A 23,339-nucleotide genomic window follows, 5' to 3' on the forward strand; every position below is an offset into this window, starting at 1 on the left:
CGGGGCCCGGTCACCCGTCGAGGAGCCCGCCGAGGTTGAAACCGCCGCCGCCCCCACCCTGTGTCTGCGCCGGCGTCCACTCGCTCGGCTGGACGATGACGAAGCCGGGGCCGTGGAAGGCGTACTGGAACGCCTCGCCGGTGCCCCCACGCAGCATCGACTTCATGTTCATGCTGGAGACGACCTGTGGCACGAGGTTCGCCGACCAGCCGACGCACGCCTGCACGTCGACATAGGTCGGCTGGTGGCTGCAGTCGAGGACGACCGGCTGCCCGACGGTGTGGATCGCGACGGTGCCGGTGCCCTGGAGCATGGTGTTGAACAGGCCGCCGCTCATCATGCCCGCGCCCTGCACCCGCCGGATGTCCCACTCGATGCTGGAGTCGAACGCCAGCAGGTTGCGCGCGTTGATCGACAGCGCGTCACCGGCCAGGTCGACGAGGTAGACGAACCCGGCATCGGTCGCGAAGAACACGTCGCCCTCGCCCGAGACGCGCATCAGCGCGACGTCCTCGCCGGTGACGACCTTCTTGAACAGCTTGCCGACCGACCCGGCCTTCTCGTGGTCGAACCGGATCTGCCCCTGGAACGCCACCATCGCGCCCTTGACGGCCAGCACGTCGCCGCCGAGGTGGACGCGCAGCATCTGCGGGTTCTGCAGCGCGAACCGCTGCGTCACCTCGACCTCGAGGTTGGACTGCTCGAACAACGGACTCTGCATGCCGCCAGCGTAGGCCCAAGGCAGGGCGACATCCCACGCGCGAGGGCCCGCGCACCTTGGCTGGTGCACGGGCCCTCGTGGGTATGCCGCGTGGTTGCGCGGGCGGTCGGCCTACCGCTGGGTGGGCCGTACCTCCTCGACCTCGATGACCTCGACCTCCTCGACGACGACGGTGTCGTCACGGTCGACCGCACCCGAGTCGGGTGCGGAGGCACCGAGCGGCGTGGCGCCCTCGCCGTCGTCGTCGCCACCGATGGCCAGGTCGCGCGACTTGGAGACGGCCACGGCCGCGACCACGATGACCAGCGCGGCGGCGGCGATGCCGTAGCGGATGGCCTTGTTCTCGTCGGGCCCGATCGACAGGGTCACGATGGCCGGGGCGATGAGCACCGACACGAGGTTCATGACCTTGATGAGCGGGTTGATGGCGGGGCCGGCGGTGTCCTTGAACGGGTCACCGACGGTGTCACCGATGACGGTCGCGGCGTGGGCGTCGGTGCCCTTGCCGCCGTGGGTGCCGTCCTCGACGATCTTCTTCGCGTTGTCCCACGCACCACCGGAGTTGGCGAGGAACACGGCCATCAGCGCGCCGGAGCCGATCGCGCCGGCGAGGAAGCCGGCGAGCGGGCCGATGCCGAGACCGAAGCCGACGGCCACCGGCGTGAGTGCCGCCAGCAGACCCGGCGTCGCGAGCTCACGCAGCGAGTCCTTGGTGCAGATGTCGACGACACGGCCGTACTCGGGGCGTGCGGTGCCCTCCATGATCCCGGGGATCTCGCGGAACTGGCGACGCACCTCGAAGACGATCGCGCCCGCGGCCCGGGTCACGGCGTTGATCGCCAGACCGGAGAAGAGGAACACGACCGAGGCACCCAGCAGCACGCCGACGAGCACACTCGGCGTGACGATCTGCAGGTCGAAGCTCGTGGCGAGCTGCTTCTGGATCCGCTCGATCTCGGCCTGGCCGATGGCGCCGGTCTGCGCCTGCTGCTGGAGTCCGTCGATGATCGGGTTGAGCTTGGCCTTCCAGGCGTCGGAGTAGGACCCGAACAGGGCGGTCGCGGCGAGCACGGCCGTCGCGATCGCGATGCCCTTGGTGATGGCCTTGGTGGTGTTGCCGACCGCGTCGAGGTCGGTGAGGATCTGCGCGCCCTCCTCGTCGACGTCGCCCGACATCTCGGCGATGCCCTGCGCGTTGTCGGAGACCGGCCCGAAGGTGTCCATGGCCACGATGACGCCCACCGTCGTCAGCAGGCCACAGCCGGCCAGCGCGATGAGGAACAGCGACAGCACGACCGACCCGCCACCGAGCAGGAACGCCAGGTAGACGGCGCCACCGATGATGACGGCGGTGTAGACGGCCGACTCGAAGCCGACACCGATGCCGGACAGGACCACAGTGGCCGGACCGGTCAGCGACGTGCGGGCCACGTCGCGCGTGGGCCGCTTGTCGGTGCCGGTGAAGTAGCCGGTGAGCCACAGGATGATCGCGGCCAGGACGATGCCGATGACGACGGCAGCGATGGCGATCCAGCGCGGGTTGCCGTCGAGACCGGCGATGGTCTGGTCCTCGACGCCGAGGCCGCCGAAGGTGTCGGGCAGGTAGAGCCACGCAGCGACGCCCGAGAGCACGGCCGCGATGGCGGCCGAGATGTAGAAGCCCCGGTTGATGGCGGACAGGGCGTTCTCGCCCGGCTTGACCCGGGTGATGAACACACCGAGCAACGCGGTGACCGCGCCGATCGCCGGAACGATGAGCGGGAAGACGAGGCCGTAGGTGCCGAGGGCCGCGGAGCCGAGGATGAGCGCGGCGACGAGCATCACGGCATACGACTCGAAGAGGTCGGCGGCCATGCCGGCGCAGTCACCCACGTTGTCGCCCACGTTGTCAGCGATGGTCGCCGCGTTGCGCGGGTCGTCCTCGGGGATGCCCGCCTCGACCTTGCCGACGAGGTCGGCGCCCACGTCGGCGGCCTTGGTGAAGATGCCGCCGCCGACCCGCATGAACATCGCGAGCAGCGCGGCACCGAAGCCGAAGCCCTCCAGCACCTTGGGCGCGTCACCCTTGTAGATGAGCACTACGACCGCGGCACCGAGCAGGCCCAGGCCCACGGTGGCCATGCCGACGGTGCCGCCGGTGCGGAACGCGATCCGCATACCGCCGTCGCGGTCACCCTCGCGGGCAGCGGAGGCGACACGCACGTTGGCCTTCACCGCCAGGCTCATGCCGAGGTAGCCGATCGCCGCCGAGAACAGGGCGCCCACCACGAAGAAGCCGGAGCGGCCCCACCGGATGCCGGTGGTGTCGGCCGGAAGCAGCAGCAGGAGGAAGAAGACCAGCACCACGAAGATGCCGAGCGTCTTGAACTGCCGGGCGAGGTAGGCCTGCGCCCCTTCCTCCACTGCGGCGCCGATCTCCTGCATCTTCTCGGTGCCGGCGTCGTGCTTGAGCACCTGCTGGCGGAAGAACACACCCATGACGAGCGCGATGACCGCGATCACGGCCACCACGATCACCAGGGTGAGATTGGAGCCTTCCAGCGGGATATCGCTGGCGGCTGGCGCAACGCGCAACATTCCATCCTCCTCGATGGGAACCTAGGAAAACCGCCCACGGGCACACGCGACCGTGCGCCGCACGAGGGGACGATGCTGGCGAGGGTAATGCACGTCACACCGATATGCGTCGCGGGTGAGCATCGTCACAGCGAATTGCCGCCGAATCCCCGGTGGCTGGCGACCGGCCGCCGTCAGGCGGTGGTGCCCGCCGTGGCCTCCTCGACCGTGGGGAAGATGTGGAACACCTTGTCCAGTCCGGTGATCTTGAAGACCTTGAGGATGCGGTCCTGGGCGCTGACGATGCGCAGGCTGCCGTTCTGGCCGCGGACCAGCTTGAGCCGGCCGACGAGGACCCCGAGGCCGGTGCTGTCCATGAACGTCACCTGCTCGAGGTCGACGACGAGGTCGGTGCGCCCGGCGGCGATTTGCTTGTCCAGCACCTCACGCAGCAGGGGCGCGGTGTAGACGTCGATCTCACCGGCGACGTGCACGACGGTCGACGCGCCGCGCTCAGTGCTCGAGACCGACAGATCCACGAGGGTGCCCTTCCTTGCTGCGTCACGATGTGCGGGCGCGGATGCCGGGACATTGCTGGACATTGCTGCAGACCACGGCGTCAGCGCTCGGCATTACCGTAGCGGCAATGTCCATCCCCAACCCCACCGGTCCCGTCGCCGGGGCGCCGGACGGCGGTCCCGGTGCCGCGTTCGACCCGGTGGCGGTGCTCGACGCACTCGCCGCCGCCCAGCCGGGCCGGCTGCGGCACGTGCACGAGGTGCCCGCACGAGAAGCGTCGCTCACGCCGTGGCCGCAGTGGGTCCACCCGAGCGTGTATGCCGCGTGCACCGGGGCCGGGATCACCTCGCTGTGGTCGCACCAGCGCGAGGTGGCCGACCTCGCGTGGTCCGGTCGCCATGCGGTGGTGTCGACGGGCACGGCCTCGGGCAAGAGCCTGGGCTACCTCCTCCCCGTTCTCTCCGCGGTGTCCGACGGCCTCGAGGCGCCGACCGGCCGTGGCGCCACGGCGCTCTACCTGTCCCCCACCAAGGCGCTGGCCGCCGACCAGCTGGCCCGGATCGAGTCCTGGGCGCTGCCGGGCGTGCGCGCGGCCACCTACGACGGGGACACCCCGACCGACGAGCGCCGGTGGATCCGCGACCACGCGCAGGTCGTGCTCACCAACCCCGACCTCGTGCACCACTCGCTGCTGCCGGGTCACGAGCGCTGGGCGCCGTTCCTGCGGGCGCTGCGCTACGTCGTCATCGACGAGTGCCACGTCTACCGCGGGGTCTTCGGGTCGCATCTGGCCGCGTTGCTGCGGCGGTTGCGGCGGGTCTGCGCCCGATACGGGGCAGCACCGACGTTCGTGCTCGCCTCGGCGACCGTGCGCGACCCGGGCGCCCACGCCGAGCGCCTCGTGGGTATGCCGGTCACGGCAGTCACGCGCGACGGTTCGCCACGCGAGGCCATGACCTTCGCCCTGTGGGAGCCGGGTGAGCTGCCCGACGGTTCCGGCCGGCGCAGCGCCACGTCGGAGGCGGCCGACCTGCTGGTCGAGCTGGTCGAGCGACGCGTCCAGAGCGTGGCCTTCGCCCGGTCGCGTGCAGGGGTCGAGGCGCTGGCGACGAGCGCGCGGCGCGCACTGCGCGAGGTGAGCCCCGCGCTCGAGGCGAGCGTCGCGGCATACCGGGGCGGTTATCTGCCCGAGGAGAGACGGGCACTCGAACACTCGCTGCGCACCGGCGAGATCGTCGGGCTCGCGGCGACCAACGCGCTCGAGCTCGGGGTCGACGTGACCGGGCTCGACGCCGTGCTCCTGGCCGGGTGGCCGGGCACACGGGCGTCGCTGTGGCAGCAGGCCGGGCGGGCCGGGCGGGCCGGCACCCGCTCGCTCGCGGTCTTCGTGGCGGCCGACGACCCGCTCGACACCTACGTGGTGGGACACCCGGAGGTGGTCTTCGGCCAGCCGGTCGAGGCCGCCGTGCTCGACCCCGGCAACCCGTATGTCCTCGGACCCCACCTCGCCGCGGCGGCGGCCGAGCTGCCGGTGCGCGAGGACGACCTCGAGCTGTTCGGGCCGGGTAGCCGCGGGTTGCTCGATGCCCTTGTGGCCCAAGGGATCCTGCGACGTCGACCCAACGGAGGCTGGTACTGGGCGCGGTCGGACCGCCCCGGCGACCACCTGTCGCTGCGGGGGATCGGCGAGGTCATCGGCATCGTGGAGCGCTCGACGGGGCGGGTGCTCGGCACCATCGACGAGGCGAGCGCCCACACGCAGGTGCACACGGGCGCGGTCCACGTGCACCAGGGCGAGACGTGGGTCGTGACCGAGCTCGACCTCGAGTCGGCCACGGCCACGGCGGTGCGGGGCGACCCGGGCTGGAGCACGTTCGCACAGTCGGTGAGCGCGTTCGACATCGTGGGGGCGCAGCGGTCCCGGCGGTTCGGGGAGGTCGAGCTGTCGTTCGGGTCGGTGAAGGTGCACACGCAGGTGACGTCGTTCCTGCGCCGCCTGCCCGGTGGCGAGGTGCTCGGCACGCACCCGCTGGACCTGCCCCCACGGACCCTGGCCACCAAGGCCGTCTGGTGGACCGTTCCCGAGCAGTGGCTGACGGACATCGGGGTGGCCGAGGCGGACGTGCCCGGCGCGCTCCACGCTGCCGAGCATGCCGCGATCGGCATGCTGCCCCTCGTCGCGACGGCCGACCGGTGGGACATCGGCGGGGTGTCGACGGCACTGCACCCCGACACCGGGCTGCCGACGGTCATGGTCTACGACGGGCACCCGGGCGGGGCGGGTTTCGCCGAGCGCGGCTACGAACGCATCGGTGAGTGGCTGTCCGCCACGCTCGACACCGTGCGGCGCTGCCGCTGCGACGACGGCTGCCCTGCGTGCGTGCAGTCGCCCAAGTGCGGCAACGGCAACGAACCGCTGGACAAGCACGCGGCAGCGGCCGTGCTGCACCGGCTCGTGACCCAGCTGCCGAGGTCTGAAGACGGTGCCGCGCGTGGTGCGGAACACGGGGGCGAAAGCCGCGAAACGGGCGAGGTCGCCTAGGCGCGACTAGGGTCGGAGGGCAAGGCGCACACGGCGCCCCCTCACTTGGGAGGTCTTCCTCGTGATCGTGCTCGGACTCATCCTGGTGGTCGTGGCCATCGCAGCCGGCGTGCTGCTGTTCCTCGCCACCCAGTCCATCACCACGTCCACGCCCCTCGAGACGTCGATGGTCGACATCGGTCTCACCCCACTCGGCTTCCTCATCGCCGGTGCTGCGGTGATGCTGCTGCTCTGGCTCGGTCTGGCCCTGCTGCGCGGCAGCGCCAAGCGCCGCGCCCGGCCCCGCCGCGAGGCCAAGGAGGCACAGCGCCAGGCCGAGTTCGAGGAGAACATCAGGGCCGACGAGCGGGCCCGCGCCGACGAGACGCACCAGCAGGCCATCGCCGACCGCGACCGCGTGCGGGACGAGGAGTTCGAGTCGCGCTGGCAGGAGCGCGAGCGTGAGCGCGAGAACGAGTGGCGCGCCAAGGAAGACGAGTGGAAGACGCGCCTCGCCGATGACGAGAAGCGGATCCGCGCCGACGAGCGCAGCGTCGTCGAGCGTGAGCAGCGCGAGCACGCCGAGCGGCTGCGCACCCAGCAGGTGCAGGACGACTCGCAGCCGGGGCGTCAGGCCGACGCCGCGGTGGCTGGCGGGGCCGGCGCGGCAGCAGGCGTGGCCGGTTCCCACGCGGGCAGCTCCGAGCCCTACGACCGCACCCAGGACGAGTTCAGCGACACCACCCGGCAGCGGCAGGGTGCGGGGTACGACTCGGGCCAGGAGACCGGCCGAGACTCTGGGCAGTACGCGGGCGCCCACGAGGGCCACGCGACGACCGACCAGGGCTACGACCAGCGCGGCGACGCGACCGGGGACGGCTACCGGGGCGACGCGACCGCGAGCAACCAGGGCTACGACCAGCGCGGCGACGGCTACGACCAGCGTGGCGACGCGACCGGCGACGGCACGCACGCCGACCAGCGCGGCGATGGCCAGCCCGGTGATGGCAACACCGACGAGCGCGGCGACCGCGAGCAGTCCGGTTTCCGCACCGTCGCCGACAAGCTCATGGGTCGCTAGGCCCAGCCCGGGCCCGAGCCACCGCACCACCACCGCTCCCCAGGAGCGGCACCCGCACCGGCACCGTCGTCGTCACGATGACGGTGCCGAGTGCGTTCGCGCTACAGTCCGTCAGCACACCACCGTTGCGCCGCGCCAGGTCCGCCGACCGCGCGCAGGCCGAGGCCGGGCTCGCGCCTTGCGCCCATGAGCTCGCACCCGCCAGGGCCGCCAGGTCTGCGGCCGCCCGTGACCGGTGCATCGCCGACACGACCGCGGTCAGGGTGAGCCCACCCCAGGTGAGGACGAGCAGCACCGCGACGGCCGCGGTGACCAGCACGGTGGCGGACCCCCGCTCCCTGCGCGAGTTGCTCCGCCTGCGCCGCAGACTCCGAGGACGACAGCCGTAGCTCATGGCTGCGCGGCCTGGCCCGAGGCGTCGAGCTCGACCTGCGCGACCGCGCGACCACGGGGGACCGCCCGCTCCCCCAGCCACCGCAAGGCGGGGGCTGGTGAACCTCGCACCTCGACCTCGACCAGCTCCATTCCTCGTCGGATGTCGATGCCTGCGCCCGGTGGAGCGAGCCGACCCCCGACCATCCGGGCCGCACTGGTGTCGTCACCGCGGGCGACCGCCCGGGCAGCGGCACGGGCGGCATCGACGCACCGGACCTGGTCGAGCACCGTCATGACGGCCGACAGGGACAACACCAGCACCAGGGCCACGGCTGGGATGGCGACCGCGAACTCCGCGGTCGCCATCCCACGGTCACGTCTCACCCCGCGGTGCCGAGCGCCGTGGTGATGATCGACGCGAGCGCCGACTTCACCCCACCGGACCGGACCACGGCGAGCAGCACCGCGGCGAACGCGCACGCCGCGAGCGTGCCCACGGCATACTCCGCAGTCGTCATGCCCCGCTCGCAGCCGTGCCTCACGCCGCGCGTAAACCGTCGCATCGTCTTGACCATGCCGTCACCTCCCGTGCAGGACCTTCCTGCGCGAGACCAGCGAATCGCGTTCAACACCAAGGCATCCAGCCCGCCACCACAGCCTGTGGACAACCCCTCCGGTCGGGGCGGCTGTGGACGAACGGCGGTACGGTCAGGCCGGTTCGTACCAGGCGGGCAGCTCCGACGGCTGGAGTGCGGTGTCGTCGCCGGGGCGCGTGAGCGTCAGGACGGCCCGCACGATCGTGGGTGACGACTCGAGGTCGTCGGAGATCGCTGCCAGCCGGGCCGCGACGTCGGACTCGATGGCGTCGCCGACGAGGTCGACGGCGACGACCACGTACATCTGGTCGGCGCCCACCCACTCCATGCGCAGGTAGCTCACCCGCTCGACGTCGCGGTGGTCGAGGATCGCCTGCAGGACGCGGTTGCGGGCCAGCGGGGTCACCGCCTCGCCGGTGAGGAAGTCCATGTTGCGGCCGATGAGGAACAGGGCCACCGCGGCGAGGATGACGCCGACGACGATCGAGCCGATGGCGTCCCACATCGGGTTGCCGGTGGCCTGGTGCAGGCCGATCCCGAGCGCCGCGACGATGATGCCGATGAGGGCGGAGAGGTCCTCGGCGAAGACCGCACGCAACATCGGGTTCGACGTCAGCTTGATGTAGCGCAAGGGGCGCAGCCGGCGCTCGACGGCTGCGGCCCGCGCCTGCCGGGTCGCCTGGAGGAACGAGATGCCCTCAAGCACGAACGACACGGCCAGCACGGCATACGCCCAGACGTAGTTGGGTGTCTCGGTCTCCTGCGCGGACAGCGAGGTGATGCCGTGCCAGATCGACACGGCGGCCCCGACGGTGAAGAGTCCGAAGGCGGCGAACATCGACCAGATGTAGCCGGCCCGTCCGTAGCCGAGGGCGCGCTCGTCGTCCGGCGGCCGCGCGCTGCGGCGGGCACCGATGAGCAGGAACACCTCGTTGCCAGTGTCGGCCCACGAGTGCGCGGCCTCGGCGGTCATCGATGCCGAGCCGGTCACGAACGCGGCGATGCTCTTGGCGACGGCGATGAGCAGGTTGGCCGAGAAGGCGACGATGACGGTGAGCAGGCTCTCGCCTCCGGCGTTGCTCTCGTCGCCGGCGGCAGGTGCGGTCTGGTCAGCGGCGGCCACAGGCGAAGACTAGTCGCGGCGAGGCGGCTCGGCCCGCCGGCTCAGGCCCGGGTGAAGACGCCCGCCACGAGGTTGATGGTGGCCGCCAGGATGACGGTGCCGAAGACCCACGAGAGCAGGCAGTGGCGCAGCACCACGGCGCGGATCGCCGTGCTCGACACGTTGGTGTCGGACACCTGGTAGGTCATGCCGAGGTTGTAGCTGAAGTAGAAGAAGTCGCGGTAGGCCGGCCGCTCGTGGGGGTCGTTGAAGTCGATGCCACCCACCGGGTCGATGTAGTAGAGGTGGGCGTACCGGGCGGCATACATCAGCTGGAGCATCGCCCAGTTGAGGAATACGCCGATCAGGCCGATCGCGGCGGCGGCGACCCTGGCCACGCTGCCGCCCATGACCTGCAGCAGGATGATGCCGGCGAGGCTGCCGATGGCCACGCCGATCACGAGCACCTCTTCGAACTGGGGGCGAAAGTCCTCCCGGTTGGATCGCGACCGGGTGGCCTCGGCGTCCATGGGCCACAGCACCCAGACCCCGCCGAACACGAACATGGCGGGCAGGACCGCGAGTCCGCACAACAGGCCCAGGGGGACGCTGGTCGTGAGTCCGACGACGGCGCCCACGAGGACGGCGACCGCGATGGAGACCGCAAGGCGGATCTGCGCGGACCACGCCACCATGCCGAGCTCCCGTCGTTGCCGTGTGCGGCACACGTTAGGGCACCGGAACGCCGGACTCGGCGCAAGCCACACGGGCGACGGTCAGCCCTTCGCCAGCACGTCGCCGGCGAGCGCGAGCACCACCGGGATGACGGCCGTGCAGGCGAAGGCCGGGAGGAAACCCAGTCCCAACGGCAGGACGAGCAGCACCCCCGCCCTTGCCGCTCGACGGCTGCGGTCGGCCTCGTGCTGCTCGCGAACCCGGCGCGCTGCCGCCTCCAGCAGCGACGACGGTGACGCCCCGGTTTCGGCCGCCATGGTGAAGGCCAGCGCCGCCGGCCGCCAGACATCCCCGAGCCCGGCCCACGCATCGACTGCCGACGCGCCCCACGCCAGCGCCGCTACGACCTGCGACAGGTCACGGCGCACGGCACCCGACGACGACTCGGCCACCCGGCTCACCGACTCGGTCACCGACGCCCCCGAACGAAGCGCCAGCACGAGCAACACCAGTGCATCCGCCACGGCCTGGGCCGACGGCGCCGGACCGCCGTCGCGCATCGCGACCGGCCCCAGGTGTGCGTCTGCGTTGGCGGGGCGCCCGCTCGGTCCCGCCCAGGGGGCACCGGCCGGGTCGCGCCCGGCTGGAATGCGCCCGGCCGGAATGCGCCCGGCTGGGATGCGCCGGAGTCGGCGGGGCCACAGCAGGACCGCGGCGGCGACCGACACCAACACCACCCACCCAGCCACGCCGGTCACGGCTGCACGCTCATGCCGCGCCGCGCAGGATCCGGCGGCTCCACCACAGCGCGAACCCGGCCAGCACCAGCCCGGTGACCAGGCTCAGGGCGGCTGCCGGCGTGCCGAGGTACAGCTCGCGTACCCCGATGCCGCAGGCCAGCCCGACCAGTGGTCCGGACAGGGGCAGCAGGCACAGCACCGCCATGGACGCCCGCGGACCAGCCACCGCCGCCGCCAGCCGTTCGCGGGACCGGCGCCGCGCCTCGAGCACGGCGACGGCGCTGTCGAGGGCATCGGCGAGGGGCGCGCCGGTGCGTTCGCTGAGACCCCAGGCCTGCCCCACGAAGGACAGCTCGGCGCTGCCGAGGCGCTCGCTCCAGCGTGACCACACCGGCGCCAGCGGCGCTCCAGCCAGGGCCTGCTCGACGAGCTCGGCCAGCAGCGCACCCCAGGCGCCGTCGCGCACCGTGGTCCTGGCGGCCTGCAGCGCCCGGCCCGGCGGCACCCCGGCGCGCACCGGTGCGCTCACCAGGGACAGCACATGGACCAGGGCCGCATCCTGCGCACTCCGTCGGCGCCCGGACCACGCGGGGACCCGGCTCTGGAGACCGTCCGTATGCGCCGGCCAGCCCGCGGGCGCCCGCGGCCACAGCAGCACCGCGAGCGCGACACCCAGCAACAGCACCGTCAGCATGCCGGCGCACCCGTCAACTGCCCGTGCTCGAGCCCCAGCAGCTTGCTCAGGGAGTCCCACCCCGGACCGGTCCGGCCGGTGCGGCAGTCGAGCGCCAGCTCCGCCGCAGGTTCCCCACCCGAGCGGGTCGACAGCACCGAGACCGAGGCCGCGCGGCGCCGGCCAGGCACCCGTTCGACGTGCACCACGACCCGCACCGCACTGGCGAGCTGGGCGCGCACGGCCTCACGCGGCATACCGGCCAGCGCGCCGAGCGCCTCGAACCGCACGGGGACATCGGTCGCAGCATTGGCGTGGATCGTGCCCGCGCCGCCCTCGTGACCGGTGTTGAGGGCGGCGAGCATCTCGCGCACCTCCGCCCCGCGCACCTCGCCGACGACGAGGCGGTCGGGACGCATCCGCAGGGCCTGGCGCACCAGGTCGACCAGACCGACGGCACCCTGCCCCTCGACGTTGGCCCCGCGCCCCTGCAACCGCACGACGTGCGGGTGCACCACGACGAGCTCGCGCACGTCCTCGACGAGGACGAGGCGTTCGGCCCGCGACACCTCGGCCAACATGGCCGCGAGCAACGTCGTCTTGCCGCACCCCGTGCCACCGGAGACCACGAACGACTGCCGTGCCCGCACGAGAGCGCGCAGCACCTCCTCGGTGTGGGCGTCGACCATCCCGACCCGGCGCAGTGCCGCCAGCCCGTCGGCCCGCACCCGCGGGATGCGCAGGCTCACGTGGGCACCGTCATCGACCAGCGGCGGCAGGATGGCGTGCAACCGCACGCCGCCGGGCAGAAGTCCGTCGACCCATGGCTGGCTCTCGTCGAGCCGGCGTCCCGCGAGGCCCGCGAGCCGCACCGCCAGCCGGCGGGCCGCATCGACGCCCTCGAGCCGCAGGCCCGCGTCGACCACTCCGTCGCCGCGGTCGACCCACACCGAGGCGTCACCGTTGACGAGCACGTCGGTCACGGAGTCGTCGGCGACCAGCGACTCCAACGGGCCGAAACCCAGCACCTCCGCGGCCAGCCGGTGGCGCGCCTCGTCGACACCACCGGTGCCGAGCACCGCCACGTCGGCCCGGGCGGCGTCCGCGACGCCACGCCGGTCCGGCAACCGTCCCTGCCTGATCTGCGCATCGATGACCGCCTCCCGCCTCATCGCCCCTCACCCCTCATGGCGTGTCACTCCGTCACGCCCCGACCCCGTATGCCGCGTGGCCCCGTCCCGCGACCAGGTCGAGCAGGCGGTCGGCGGCGCCGGCCACGACGCCACGGGCCCGCGACCCCGGCATCACGGCCCGCACCTCGTCACGGCGCACCCGAGGGTCGTCGCCGAGCACGCCCGCCAGCGGCAGGCCGAGGTGGTCGGCCACCTCCCGGGCGGGAATGCCCTCGCGTCCGGTGGTCCGCAGCACCACCAGGGACCGGCCGAGGTCGAGCACGCCGCCGCGGCACAGCGCGGTCGCGTCTGCCAGCTGACGGGCCGTGGTGCCGCTGACCACGACGACGTCGGTGCACAGGTCGACGAGGTCGAGGTGACGCCCCAGGTCGAGCACGGTGAGCGCACACACCTCCGCGAGAGCAGCCACCACCTGTCGCCGGGTCGCCGCCGGCGCCTCAGCGAGCGCGCCACGCTCCAGCCCGCTCTCCACCGACCCCGGCGCGCGGGCCACTCCACCACCGGACAGAACCCGCACCGAGTCCTGCCCGGGAAGGTCGGCCAGCAGCGCCGCGCCGTCGACGCCGCCCCGGGACGCGGCGAGGTCTGGCCAGCGCAGCCCCGGAAGGTGCTCCACGCCGGCGGTGACGTCGAGCCCACCGTCCGGTTCCGCATCGACCGCCACGCACAGCCCCGACCGCAGCGACGCCCGCACCGCGAGCGCGACCGCCAGGGTCGACGCCCCCAACCCGCCGGACGCGCCGACCACTCCCACCACCGTGTGCACCATGACGCCACTGTCGCGACCCGACCGGACAGCCCGCGAGGGCCCAGGCGCACCCTGTGGACAACACGGCATACCGGCGCCGCCTGTGGAAAACCGCTGGTCACGGCCCCACGGCGGGGAGAAAGGGGACGGCCCCGGTCGGGGGGACAACCGGGGCCGTCGACGCGCCATGCTCCGGGGGGGGAGGAGCCGGTGCGCCGATCCGCTCGACCCCGAAGGGGAGCGGACTTCTTCATCGTGGACTATTCACTCTTCAATCGCAACTCGCCTCCGGTGTGTCGCAGGCGACATGCCCTGATTGGGGCAGGTTTTTCCCCGCCGGCTCAGGGTGATGGCACCCCGCACCGTGGGGCGCGGGGTGCCATCTGCCGCGGCCCGCCTCGGGTGACCAGGCGTGCATTCGTGTTGTCGCAGTGGGGCCAGCCCGCCACGATCGGTCCATACGTGGACTGCCCGCGCGTGGGTGCCCGATGGGGTCACGGTGGTCGTCGGACTCGCGTACGTCGACTTGCCTTCATGTGTACTCCCCCCGGGCGGCCAAGTGAACCCTTGACTTTGGCGCCGACGAGGGGGTGGCTCAGGTGAGCCGGCCCGCGCGGACCGCGTCGCAGACCTGCTCACCGGCGCGGGCGGCCGCGACGAGGGAGTCGGCGCAGTGCTCCAGCCAGAGGCCGAGCCCCTGCGGGGAGCCGGTCGAGTATGCCGCGAGCGCACCGAGGTACGCCGGCCCGCCCTGGGCGGCGTGGCCGGCTTCGAGGACCGCCACTCCGGTGGGGTCCAGACCACGCGCCTGGACGACCGCACGGGCCAGGGCGCGGGCCACGATTCCGTTGCCGCGCAAGAACGGTCGCACCGTCGCAACCTCGGCGTGGGCGATGGCTGCGACGACGAGGGCGGGCACGGCGGGGTCGGCCGTGAGCACCTGCGAGAGGGCGTCGAGGCGGGCGCTCACCTCTGCCGGAGCGGGGGCGGGGCCGAGGTCGGTGAACTCGGCGCTGCCCTCCTCGTCCCTGCGGGGGCGACCGACCTGCTCTGTCTCCAGCAGGTGGCCGGCGGCCGCGACGTGGAGCCGGGCGAGGGCCTGCAGCGGCGCGGTGCCGACGAGGCCGCGCACGTGCTCGGACTCGGCAGTCGCCTGCACCGCTCCTCGCGCAACCAGCTCGACCGGGTCGGGGTCGGTCGGCCACTGGGCCGCGCCGCGCATCACGTCGCGGACGACCTCGACCGGGATGTTGGCCCCCTCCAGCGCCGCGCTCGCCTGGGCTCCGCGGACCCGCGACTCGGCGGCCGCCTCGGGGATGCGGCGGCGCAGCGCCTCGTGCCAGCGCAGCTGGGTCAGCGCCGCCCGCGCGGCATCGATCTTCTCCGGTATGCCGGGCAGCTCACCGAGCGCGAATAGCGAGGAGTCGACGTCGGGCACGCCGCAACTCTAGGGAACCCGGCATCTAGAGTGCGCACATGTCGGGCAGCTTCCACCTCCCCACGGCGATCGTCGTGGCGGGCGGCATGGTGCTGCTGTGGGTGCTGCTGCGGCTGGTCCGCCACGGCCGCAGCGCCCGCCGCGGGTTCGTCTCCGACGTCGACGAGGCGACGTACCGCACCCTGCACACCGCATCCCTGGCGGCCCGGCACCTCCAGGGCGGCCTCTCCCCCGACAGCACGGCCCGCGCGGCCCGGCACCTGCGCGGGCTGCTCGGGTCGCCGGCCCTGGCGGTCACCGACAGCACCGGGCTGGTGGCCTCGGACGGGCTGCCGGACGTGCACGTGCGGCAGGCGCACGACCACGCGGCCGAGGTGCTGCGCACCGGCCGGACGATCGTCCTGGGCCCGGACAAGGTGCAGTGCTCCGACCCGGACTGCCCGGTGCGCACGGCCGTCGTCGCACCGGTGGTGACCGACGAACGCGTCGTCGCGGCCCTCGCGGCCTACGGACCGCAGGCGAGCGCCGGGCTCGCCCGGGCCACCGAGGAGGTGGCCGGCTGGATGGCGACCCAGGGCGAGCTGGCCGAGCTGGGGCAGCAACGCAGCCGCGCGATGGAGGCCGAGCTGCGGGCCCTGCGTGCGCAGATCAGCCCGCACTTCATCTACAACGCGCTGGCGGCGATCGCGTCGTTCGTGCGCACCGACCCGGACCGGGCCCGGGAGCTGCTGCTCGAGTTCGCCGACTTCACCCGGTACGCCCTGCGTCGTGGTGGGGCGTTCACGACCCTGGCCGAGGAGCTGCGCAACGTCGAGCGCTACCTGGTGCTGGAACAGGCGCGGTTCGGTGAGCGGCTGCGGATCTCGCTGCTCATCGCGCCGGAGGTGCTGCCGGTGACCGTGCCCTACCTCGCGATCCAACCGTTGGTGGAGAACGCCGTTCGGCACGGGCTGGCCGGCAAGGAGCACGGCGGGACGGTGCGGATCGTCGCCACTGACGACGGCGCCACCGCCACCATCACCATCGAGGATGACGGTGTCGGTTCGGACCCGACGGTGGTCCGGGCGGCCCTCGACGGCCGCCCGGACGCCGACAGCGTGGGGCTCGGCAACGTCGACGCCCGGCTGCGGCAGGTCTACGGCGACGACTTCGGGCTCGTGGTCGAGACGGAGGTGGGGGCGGGCACCAAGGTCACGTTCCGGGTGCCGAAGTACGCGCCAGGGGTGCACGTCTCGACGTAGGCTCAGACCTGATGGTTGGTGCCCCGCCGGACGTACCCGGATCCGTGGGCCCGCAGGACAACGCCAACGACGGTGCCGCGGGCCGTCCGCTGCGTGCGCTCGTCGTCGACGACGAGCCACCCGCCCTCGAGGAGCTGAGCTGGCTGCTGCGCCAGGACCCACGGGTGGGTGAGGTGCGCACCGCCGGGTCCGGTGCAGATGCGTTGCGGGCGTTGGACGCCGGACCGGTCGACGTGGTGTTCTCCGACATCTCGATGCCGGGGCTCGACGGCATGGAGCTGGCGCGCGTCATCGCCCGGTTCAGCGAGCGCCCCCAGGTCGTGTTCGTCACCGCCCACGACCAGCACGCCGTCGACGCGTTCGCGGTGGAGGCCACCGACTACGTCATGAAGCCGGTCCGCGCCGACCGGTTGGGCGAGGCGGTACGCCGCGTGGTCACCGCCCGCGAACCGGCCACTTCGACCCGATCGTCGCCCGCATCGGAGGAGACGGCGGACGAGACGATCCCGGTCGAGCTCGGCGGCGTCACCCGCTTCATCAGCCGCAGCCAGATCCGTTACGCCCAGGCCCAGGGCGACTACGCCCGGCTGCACACGGACAAGGGTTCCCACCTCGTGCGCACCCCCTGTCGACCCTCGAGGAGCGTTGGGCCGCAGCGGGATTCGTGCGGATCCACCGCAGCACGCTGGTCTCGCTGGGTCACGTCAAAGAGGTCCGGATGGAGCACGGGCGGTGCACCGTCGTCCTCGACGACGTCGAGCTCCAGGTGAGCCGGCGCCACACCCGCGAGCTGCGCGACCGGCTGCTGCGCGCCGCCCCGCGGTCGTGAGCCACGGGTGATCGAGCGGCCATGAGTGACAGCCCGCAGGAGTCGCCGCCCGCGCGGGTCCGGGTGACCTCCACCCGCCGCGACGCACCGACACGGCGCGCGGTCCGGCCACTCACCCGCGATCTCGACGAACAGAGCACCCTCGGTGAGGTCTACCTGTCCGGGCTGATGGGCGCCCAGCTGCGACTGGGTTTGCAGGTGCTCGCGTTCGGCGCCGTCGGACTGGGCGGGCTGCCACTGCTGTTCCTGCTCGTACCGGCCACGCGAGTGCTGACCATCGCCGGGGTGCCGCTGGCATGGCTGGTGCTGGCGGTCGTCGTCTACCCGGTGGCCCTGGTCGTCTCGCGCTTCTACGTCCGGGCGTCCGAGCGGATCGAGGCGGAGTTCAGCCGAGCCGTGGAGCGCAGCCCGTGAACACGGCATACGGTCTCGTCGCGATCGTCATCGTCTGCGTGCTCACCCTCGCCGTCGGCGCTTTCGGCCTGCGCCTGTCCCGCACGACGAGTGACTTCTACGTGGCCGGGCGCACCGTCACGCCGTACCGAAACGCGAGCGCCATCGGCGGCGAATACCTTTCTGCTGCAAGCTTTCTCGGCATCGCCGGACTCATCTACACCGGCGGCCTCGACATGCTCTGGTTCCCGGTGGGATACACCGTGGGCTACGTCGTGCTGCTGGTCCTGGTTGCCGCACCACTACGCCGCTCCGGCGCCTACACCCTGGCCGACTTCGCCGAGGCACGGCTCGAGTCACGCGCGATCCGGCGCATGTGCTCGTTCCTCGTGGTGGGCATCGGCTGGCTCTACCTGCTGCCGCAGCTCCAGGGCGCAGGGTTGGCGCTGCGGGCGGTCACCGGCTCCCCGTCCTGGCTCGGCGGGCTCGTCGTCGCGGCCGTCGTCGTCGCCAACGTCGCCGCCGGTGGGATGCGGTCGATCACCCTGGTGCAGGCCGTGCAGTACTGGCTCAAGCTGACGGCGATCGCCGTGCCGGCGTTCGTGCTGCTGGCCTTCTGGGCCGGTGACGGCGCGCCCGGTCCGGCCGTCCTGACGACCGACCCCGGGTGGGCGCAGCCGTTGCATGGCCTTGGAGGACAAGGACATCCGGTCTACGCCACCTACAGCCTGCTGCTCGCCCTCGCCCTCGGCACGATGGGCCTGCCGCACGTCCTCGTCCGCTTCTACACCAACCCCGACGGGCGGGCGGCTCGGCGCACGACCCTCACCGTCATCGCCCTGCTCGGCACCTTCTACCTGTTCCCGCCGGTCTACGGCTTCCTCGGTCGCACCTACCTGCCCGAGCTGCCCCACGGCACCGCCCCGGACACGGTGATGCTGAGCCTCCCGGGGCTCATGGCCGGGGGCACGCTCGGCGACATCCTCTCAGCCGTGCTCGCCGGTGGCGCCTTCGCGGCATTCCTCTCGACTGCGTCCGGCCTCACCATCTCGGTTGCCGGAGTCCTCGACCAGGACGTCCTGCGTGGCTGGCTCGCGCGGCTGACGGCGCAGGACGCGACGGCCGTCCAGGGCTTTCGGCTCGCCTCCGTGCCTGCAGTGCTCGTCCCGTATGCCGTGTCGCTCGTCGTCGAGCCCGTCGGCCTCGCGACCATGGTGAGCCTCGCGTTCGCCGTGGCGGCCTCGACGTTCTGCCCGCTGCTCGTCCTCGGTGCGTGGTGGCGTGGGCTGTCGACGGTTGGTGCGGGGGCCGGGCTGGTCGTGGGCGGGTTGCTGGCTGCGATCGCGGTCGCGGCCACGGTGCTGGCCGGGCCGATCGACGGCTGGCCGGGCGCGCTCTTGGGTCAGCCGGCCGCCTGGACGGTGCCGATCGCCTTCGCCACCGCCGTCGTCGTGTCGCTCGCGACCCCCGGCCGGATCCCCCGCAACACCAGCCGCACCCTGGTGCGGCTGCACTCCCCCGAGGACCTCGCCCTCGAAGGCCGTGCGGATCAGCCCGCGCCGCCGCGCAACCGCTCGACGATCTCCGGCAGGTCGTAACGGCCCTCGGCCACCGCCATCACGAGGTCGAAGGCGTCGTCGTCGGAGAGGTCGACGTCGACGCCGTTGACGTCGAGGAAGACCACCCAAGTGAGCCAGCCAAGGCGCTTGTTGCCGTCGACGAGCGCGTGGTTGCGCACGATCGAGTGCAGCAGGGCGGCCGCCTTGGTGTGCAGGTCGGGGTAGGCGTCTTCGCCGAAGACGCTGGACCGTGGGCGGGCTGCGGCCGCATCCAGCAGGCCGATGTCACGCACCGGGCCGGCGCCGAGGTCACGGGTGAGGGTCAGCAGGTCCTCGAGCGTGAGGTAGCGGACCTGCGCCATCAGACCGTGCCGAGGCGGTCGAGGACATCGGCCCACTTCTCGCGCAGGCGGGAGCTGCTCTCACCCACGATCTCGACGTGGACCATCTGCTCGTGCCGATCGATCACGGCACGACGGATGACCTCCTGCCGAGAGGTGCCCTCCGCCTTGACCAGGGCGTCCAGGGCTGCCTCGAGCTCGCTGTCGGTGCGCAGAGTGAGTGCCATGCGTCGATGGTATCACCGTGATACCGGACGAGCTCGGCCGTTCGGCGCGGCACAGCGACCGCTCGGCGCACCGACGGTCACCACCCGCCGAGCGGCGCCGCCGTACGGCGCGCACCCGCGCGGCATACCTGCCCCTGCGGCCCACCACGCACGACAGTGACTGGCGGCAGCGGGTCCACCCGCCGCCTGCTTGGCCCGTCCCCTCATCCCCGGAGGTGCCCGACGTGAGCAACGACGCTCGCACGGACCGCGACCCATACGTCGAGCTGCAGAGCTCGACGGAGTTCGCCGAGCTGCGAAGCCGGTTCCGCAGGTTCGTCTTCCCCATGACCGCGCTGTTCCTGGCGTGGTACTTCCTCTACGTGCTGCTGTCGACCTACGCGCACGACTTCATGTCGACCAAGGTCTTCGGCAACATCAACGTCGGCCTGATCTTCGGCCTCGGCCAGTTCGTGTCGACGTTCGTCATCACGATGCTCTACGCCCGGTGGGCCGACCGTGAGTTCGACCCGCGCGCGGAGGCGTTGCACGCCAAACTCGAGTCGCAGGGGGTGGACGACTGATGGCAGCAAACCTGGCCCCCACGCTCGTCCCGGCCGCCACCGACGTCGGCAGCCCGGCGCTCAACATCACCATCTTCGGCATCTTCGTCGTGATCACGCTGGCGATCGTCATCCGCGCTTCCCGCAACAACCGCAGCGCTGCTGACTTCTACGCCGGCGGCCGCGCCTTCACCGGCCGGCAGAACGGCATCGCCATCGCCGGTGACTACCTGTCGGCGGCAAGCTTCCTCGGCATCGCCGGCGCCATCGCCCTCAACGGCTACGACGGCTTCCTCTACTCCATCGGCTTCCTCGTGGCCTGGCTCGTCGCGCTCCTGCTCGTCGCGGAGCTGCTGCGCAACTCGGGCAAGTTCACGATGGCCGACGTCCTGTCGTTCCGGCTCAAGCAGCGCCCGGTGCGGATGGCGGCGGCGATCTCGACGCTCGCGGTCTGCTTCTTCTACCTGCTGGCCCAGATGGCCGGTGCCGGCGGCCTCGTCGCTCTCCTGCTCGGCATCGAGAGCAAGAGCGGGCAGTCGCTGGTCATCGCCGTCGTCGGCGTGCTGATGATCGCCTACGTGCTCATCGGCGGCATGAAGGGCACCACCTGGGTGCAGATCATCAAGGCGGTGCTGCTCATCATTGGCGCCGCGGTGATGTTCCTGTGGGTGCTCGGCAAGGCGGGCGTGAACCTCAGTGCCCTGCTGGGCGATGCGGTGACGGCCTCGGGTGGCAAGCCCGTGCTCGACCCCGGTCTCCAGTACGGCAAGACCGGCACGACGAAGCTGGACTTCATCTCGCTGTCGCTGGCCCTGGTGCTCGGCACCGCCGGCCTGCCGCACGTGCTGATGCGGTTCTACACGGTGCCCTCGTCCAAGGAGGCCCGCAGGTCCGTCGTGTGGGCCATCTGGCTGATCGGCATCTTCTACCTGTTCACCCTCGTCCTCGGCTACGGCGCGGCCTGGCTCGTCGGGCCGAAGGCCATCGCCGCGGCACCCGGAAAGGCCAACTCGGCGGCGCCACTGTTGGCGTTCGAGCTGGGTGGCACCCTGCTGCTCGGCATCATCTCCGCCGTCGCCTTCGCGACGATCCTCGCCGTCGTGGCGGGCCTGACCATCACGGCCAGCGCCAGCCTGTCGCACGACATCTACAACTCGGTGGTCAAGGAGGGTAAGGCGTCCCAGGCCGACGAGGTGCGGGTCGCGCGGATCACCGCGGTCGTGATCGGGCTGGTCGCCATCGTCGGCGGCATCATCGCCAACGGCCAGAACATCGCGTTCCTCGTCGCCCTCGCGTTCGCCATCGCGGCCAGCGCGAACCTGCCGACGATCCTCTACTCGTTGTTCTGGAAGCGGTTCAACACCCGCGGCGCCCTGTGGTCGATCTACGGCGGCCTCGCCACCGCCCTGGTGCTGATCATCTTCAGCCCCGTGGTGTCCGGCAAGCCCGTCGACCCGGCCACCGGGAAGTCGCTGTCGATGCTGCAGGGCGTCGACTTCCACTGGTTCCCGCTCGACAACCCCGGGATCATCTCGATCCCGATCGGGTTCCTGCTCGGCTGGATCGGGACCGTGACGAGCAAGGAGTACAACGCGGCGAAGTTCGCCGAGATGGAGGTCCGGTCGCTGACCGGTCACGGGGCGGAGAAGGCGGTCGCGCACTAGCAGGGGATGCACGAACGCCTCACCGAACCACGGTGCCGCGTCCCCGCAGAGGGGACGCGGCACTGTGTCGTCTCCGGGCCGTTCAGGCCCCCAGGTCTGCCGCCTTCGGCGACTCGTCGGTATGCCGTCGTGTCAACCCAGGTGCCCAGCCTCGCGTCAACGTGGTGTCCGGGAAGGAGGACACCATGAACACCAACGCAATTCGTCCCAAAGCGGCCATCCGCTCGCTCGTCGTCGCACTGGCGGCCGGGGTGCTCCCCGTCGCTGCCGCCACCACCTCTGCCGACGCCGCGTCGTCCTGCGGCATCCGGTGGGGCTCCACCCCCAAGAGCGCCGCACCCATGGTCGCCGGCCCGGTCACGGGTGTCCGCGCCGGACGCCACGCGTGCTACGACCGGCTGGTCATCGACCTGCGTGGCCGGGCGCCCGGCTACTCGGTCCGCTACGTCGACGCGGTCCGCACCGAAGGCGCCGGCACGGTCGTCCCGTTGCGCGGTGGCGCCCGATTGCAGCTCGTGGTGAAGGCGCCGGTGACCACGGCAACCGGCCAGGCGGCATACCGGCCGGCGAACCCCCGTGAGGTGGTGCCGGTGACCGGGTGGACGACGTTCCGTCAGGTCGCGAATGCCGGGTCGTTCGAGGGCCAGACGACGTTCGGCGTCGGCGTGCGGGCACGACTTCCGTTCCGCGCGTTCACGATCCAGGACGCCACGGGCACCCGGCTCGTGGTCGACGTCGCCCACCGGTGGTGATGAGCGGGGTGGTGGTCAGCGGCGGCTGCGCGCCACCCGCACGACAACGATGACGATGGCGACGACCACCGTCAGCCACAGCCAGGAGGCGACGTCACCCAGCAAGTCTGTGGTGACGTCGCCGGCGTGGGCCTGCAGGTGGTCCCACGCCCGGGTGAAGAAGGCACGGAGCTGTTCGCGAAAGGACGGGCCACCCGACCGGGCCGGAACCGCGTTCCAGCCCTGGTCGACCGCGGCCGCGAGAAGACCAGCCACCAGGTAGGTGGCGACGACGCGCAGCAGGCCGATCACCGTGGGCGCCACCCGCTGCCAGCTGGCCACGGTGAACGGGAGCGCGAGGGCCACGGCGGCGAGGGCACCGTGCGGCCAGGTCGCGGGTGTGAGGCCGGCGACGACGGCGAGGGTGCCGGCCGTGGCCGTGGTGGCGCGCGCACCCCGCTCACCGAGCCATGTGCCGATGATGGCGCCGACCACGAGGGCGGTGATGACGATCGCCCGGCCGCGGCTGTCGGTCACCGCAGGCGAGCTCGTGAGCCAGGCGAGCACGGGGAAGCCGGCGACGATCGCGAACCGGGGCCACGGCGAGCGCACGAGCAGCCCGGTGACGGCCGCGGCGGCGAGCGACCCGAGCAGCAGGACGTCCGCCGTGGGCACGCTGATGGGCAGGCGCAGCCAGTCGTCGCGCCCCCAGAACCCGGCCGGCCACCACAGCACGGCCGCGAGGAAGATCGCCAGTGGGGGCCACCCTCGACGGAGCAGGGATAGCACGGTCGGGGTCGACTCGGGTGCCGCCTCGGCGGCGCTGCTGGACGCGGCCGAGGCGCCTGACTTGGTGGTGCTGGGGCTCACCTAC

The 23,339-nt window shown here is 72.1% G+C and carries 25 protein-coding genes and 1 pseudogene; 10 read left to right on the forward strand and 16 right to left on the reverse strand.

Annotated features, from left to right (window positions below; all coding sequences use genetic code 11):
• Positions 1-10 precede the first annotated feature (10 nt).
• The 3 genes from HJG52_RS13920 to HJG52_RS13930 form a co-directional block, all read right to left on the reverse strand.
• Entirely contained in the window at positions 11-721 is a 711-nt protein-coding gene (locus tag HJG52_RS13920) for an AIM24 family protein (RefSeq protein ID WP_171244232.1), read from the reverse strand.
• A 111-nt stretch (positions 722-832) separates the two neighbouring features.
• The gene (locus HJG52_RS13925) at positions 833-3,298 is read right to left on the reverse strand and encodes a sodium-translocating pyrophosphatase (protein WP_171244233.1); all 2,466 of its coding nucleotides are present in this window, start codon (positions 3,296-3,298) and stop codon (positions 833-835) included.
• A gap of 173 nt (positions 3,299-3,471) precedes the next feature.
• A complete protein-coding gene (locus HJG52_RS13930; protein ID WP_171244234.1) occupies positions 3,472-3,816 on the reverse strand; it encodes an anti-sigma factor antagonist in 345 nt (114 codons plus the stop codon).
• A 107-nt stretch (positions 3,817-3,923) separates the two neighbouring features.
• Between HJG52_RS13930 and HJG52_RS13935 the strand changes: the two genes are divergently transcribed.
• Both HJG52_RS13935 and HJG52_RS13940 read left to right on the forward strand, forming a co-directional pair.
• Entirely contained in the window at positions 3,924-6,338 is a 2,415-nt protein-coding gene (locus HJG52_RS13935; protein ID WP_171244235.1) for a DEAD/DEAH box helicase, read from the forward strand.
• 61 nt (positions 6,339-6,399) lie between these two features.
• On the forward strand, positions 6,400-7,398 hold the full coding sequence (locus HJG52_RS13940; protein WP_171244236.1) for a hypothetical protein: 999 nt from the start codon (positions 6,400-6,402) through the stop codon (positions 7,396-7,398).
• Here the strand turns inward: HJG52_RS13940 and HJG52_RS13945 are convergent.
• From HJG52_RS13945 to HJG52_RS13990, 10 genes are all read right to left on the reverse strand, one after another.
• The gene (locus HJG52_RS13945) at positions 7,385-7,792 is read right to left on the reverse strand and encodes an Rv3654c family TadE-like protein (protein WP_171244237.1); all 408 of its coding nucleotides are present in this window, start codon (positions 7,790-7,792) and stop codon (positions 7,385-7,387) included. The two genes, HJG52_RS13940 and HJG52_RS13945, sit on opposite strands and share 14 nt — an antisense overlap.
• A complete protein-coding gene (locus HJG52_RS13950; RefSeq protein WP_171244238.1) occupies positions 7,789-8,139 on the reverse strand; it encodes a TadE family type IV pilus minor pilin in 351 nt (116 codons plus the stop codon). Before HJG52_RS13950 ends, HJG52_RS13945 begins: the two co-directional genes overlap by 4 nt.
• 14 nt (positions 8,140-8,153) lie before the next feature.
• On the reverse strand, positions 8,154-8,348 hold the full coding sequence (locus HJG52_RS13955; protein ID WP_171244239.1) for a DUF4244 domain-containing protein: 195 nt from the start codon (positions 8,346-8,348) through the stop codon (positions 8,154-8,156).
• A 133-nt stretch (positions 8,349-8,481) separates the two neighbouring features.
• A complete protein-coding gene (locus HJG52_RS13960) occupies positions 8,482-9,492 on the reverse strand; it encodes a cation diffusion facilitator family transporter (protein ID WP_171244240.1) in 1,011 nt (336 codons plus the stop codon).
• 41 nt (positions 9,493-9,533) lie between these two features.
• A complete protein-coding gene (locus HJG52_RS13965) occupies positions 9,534-10,166 on the reverse strand; it encodes a DUF1345 domain-containing protein (protein WP_171244241.1) in 633 nt (210 codons plus the stop codon).
• An 81-nt stretch (positions 10,167-10,247) separates the two neighbouring features.
• Entirely contained in the window at positions 10,248-10,904 is a 657-nt protein-coding gene (locus tag HJG52_RS13970) for a type II secretion system F family protein (RefSeq protein WP_171244242.1), read from the reverse strand.
• Between the two features lie 10 nt (positions 10,905-10,914).
• Positions 10,915-11,580: a type II secretion system F family protein gene (locus HJG52_RS13975; protein ID WP_171244243.1), complete on the reverse strand. Its 666-nt coding sequence runs from the start codon at positions 11,578-11,580 to the stop codon at positions 10,915-10,917.
• Complete coding sequence (locus HJG52_RS13980; protein ID WP_171244244.1) at positions 11,574-12,731, reverse strand: TadA family conjugal transfer-associated ATPase; 1,158 nt, start codon at positions 12,729-12,731, stop codon at positions 11,574-11,576. The genes HJG52_RS13975 and HJG52_RS13980 overlap by 7 nt, the downstream gene beginning before the upstream one ends.
• A gap of 31 nt (positions 12,732-12,762) precedes the next feature.
• The gene (locus tag HJG52_RS13985) at positions 12,763-13,521 is read right to left on the reverse strand and encodes a CpaE-like family protein (RefSeq protein WP_171244245.1); all 759 of its coding nucleotides are present in this window, start codon (positions 13,519-13,521) and stop codon (positions 12,763-12,765) included.
• A gap of 574 nt (positions 13,522-14,095) precedes the next feature.
• Positions 14,096-14,938, reverse strand: coding sequence for a Fic family protein (locus HJG52_RS13990; RefSeq protein ID WP_171244246.1), 843 nt, complete (start codon positions 14,936-14,938; stop codon positions 14,096-14,098).
• 38 nt (positions 14,939-14,976) lie between these two features.
• On the opposite strand from HJG52_RS13990, the gene HJG52_RS13995 reads away from it, so the two are divergent.
• The 5 genes and pseudogenes from HJG52_RS13995 to HJG52_RS14010 all read left to right on the forward strand — a co-directional run bounded on the left by HJG52_RS13995 (position 14,977) and on the right by HJG52_RS14010 (position 18,999).
• Entirely contained in the window at positions 14,977-16,179 is a 1,203-nt protein-coding gene (locus tag HJG52_RS13995) for a sensor histidine kinase (RefSeq protein ID WP_171244247.1), read from the forward strand.
• Between the two features lie 11 nt (positions 16,180-16,190).
• Positions 16,191-16,547, forward strand: a pseudogene (locus HJG52_RS21710) (LytR/AlgR family response regulator transcription factor); the annotation flags it as partial.
• A 296-nt stretch (positions 16,548-16,843) separates the two neighbouring features.
• The gene (locus HJG52_RS21715) at positions 16,844-17,008 is read left to right on the forward strand and encodes a LytTR family transcriptional regulator DNA-binding domain-containing protein (RefSeq protein ID WP_346767750.1); all 165 of its coding nucleotides are present in this window, start codon (positions 16,844-16,846) and stop codon (positions 17,006-17,008) included.
• A gap of 21 nt (positions 17,009-17,029) precedes the next feature.
• Complete coding sequence (locus tag HJG52_RS14005; protein WP_171244248.1) at positions 17,030-17,422, forward strand: hypothetical protein; 393 nt, start codon at positions 17,030-17,032, stop codon at positions 17,420-17,422.
• Positions 17,419-18,999, forward strand: coding sequence for a sodium:solute symporter family transporter (locus HJG52_RS14010; RefSeq protein ID WP_171244249.1), 1,581 nt, complete (start codon positions 17,419-17,421; stop codon positions 18,997-18,999). The genes HJG52_RS14005 and HJG52_RS14010 overlap by 4 nt, the downstream gene beginning before the upstream one ends.
• Here the strand turns inward: HJG52_RS14010 and HJG52_RS14015 are convergent.
• Positions 18,951-19,322 carry a type II toxin-antitoxin system death-on-curing family toxin gene (locus tag HJG52_RS14015; RefSeq protein ID WP_171244250.1) on the reverse strand — a complete coding sequence of 124 codons (372 nt, stop codon included), beginning with the start codon at positions 19,320-19,322 and terminating at the stop codon, positions 18,951-18,953. The genes HJG52_RS14010 and HJG52_RS14015 overlap by 49 nt on opposite strands.
• Positions 19,322-19,528, reverse strand: a complete 207-nt coding sequence (locus tag HJG52_RS14020; RefSeq protein WP_171244251.1) for a ribbon-helix-helix domain-containing protein — start codon at positions 19,526-19,528, stop codon at positions 19,322-19,324. The genes HJG52_RS14015 and HJG52_RS14020 overlap by 1 nt, the downstream gene beginning before the upstream one ends.
• A gap of 224 nt (positions 19,529-19,752) precedes the next feature.
• Here HJG52_RS14020 and HJG52_RS14025 point away from each other — a divergent pair, with 224 nt between their 5' ends.
• From HJG52_RS14025 to HJG52_RS14035, 3 genes are all read left to right on the forward strand, one after another.
• Positions 19,753-20,091: a DUF485 domain-containing protein gene (locus tag HJG52_RS14025; protein WP_171244252.1), complete on the forward strand. Its 339-nt coding sequence runs from the start codon at positions 19,753-19,755 to the stop codon at positions 20,089-20,091.
• Complete coding sequence (locus HJG52_RS14030; protein ID WP_171244253.1) at positions 20,091-21,734, forward strand: solute symporter family protein; 1,644 nt, start codon at positions 20,091-20,093, stop codon at positions 21,732-21,734. The genes HJG52_RS14025 and HJG52_RS14030 overlap by 1 nt, the downstream gene beginning before the upstream one ends.
• A 185-nt stretch (positions 21,735-21,919) precedes the next feature.
• A complete protein-coding gene (locus tag HJG52_RS14035) occupies positions 21,920-22,486 on the forward strand; it encodes an AMIN-like domain-containing (lipo)protein (protein ID WP_171244254.1) in 567 nt (188 codons plus the stop codon).
• A 15-nt stretch (positions 22,487-22,501) separates the two neighbouring features.
• Here the strand turns inward: HJG52_RS14035 and HJG52_RS14040 are convergent, their stop codons facing one another.
• Positions 22,502-23,335 carry a hypothetical protein gene (locus HJG52_RS14040; RefSeq protein ID WP_171244255.1) on the reverse strand — a complete coding sequence of 278 codons (834 nt, stop codon included), beginning with the start codon at positions 23,333-23,335 and terminating at the stop codon, positions 22,502-22,504.
• Positions 23,336-23,339: the final 4 nt, after the last annotated feature.

The sequence above is a fragment of the Knoellia koreensis genome, from assembly GCF_013041615.1.
Classification (GTDB): domain Bacteria; phylum Actinomycetota; class Actinomycetes; order Actinomycetales; family Dermatophilaceae; genus Pedococcus; species Pedococcus koreensis.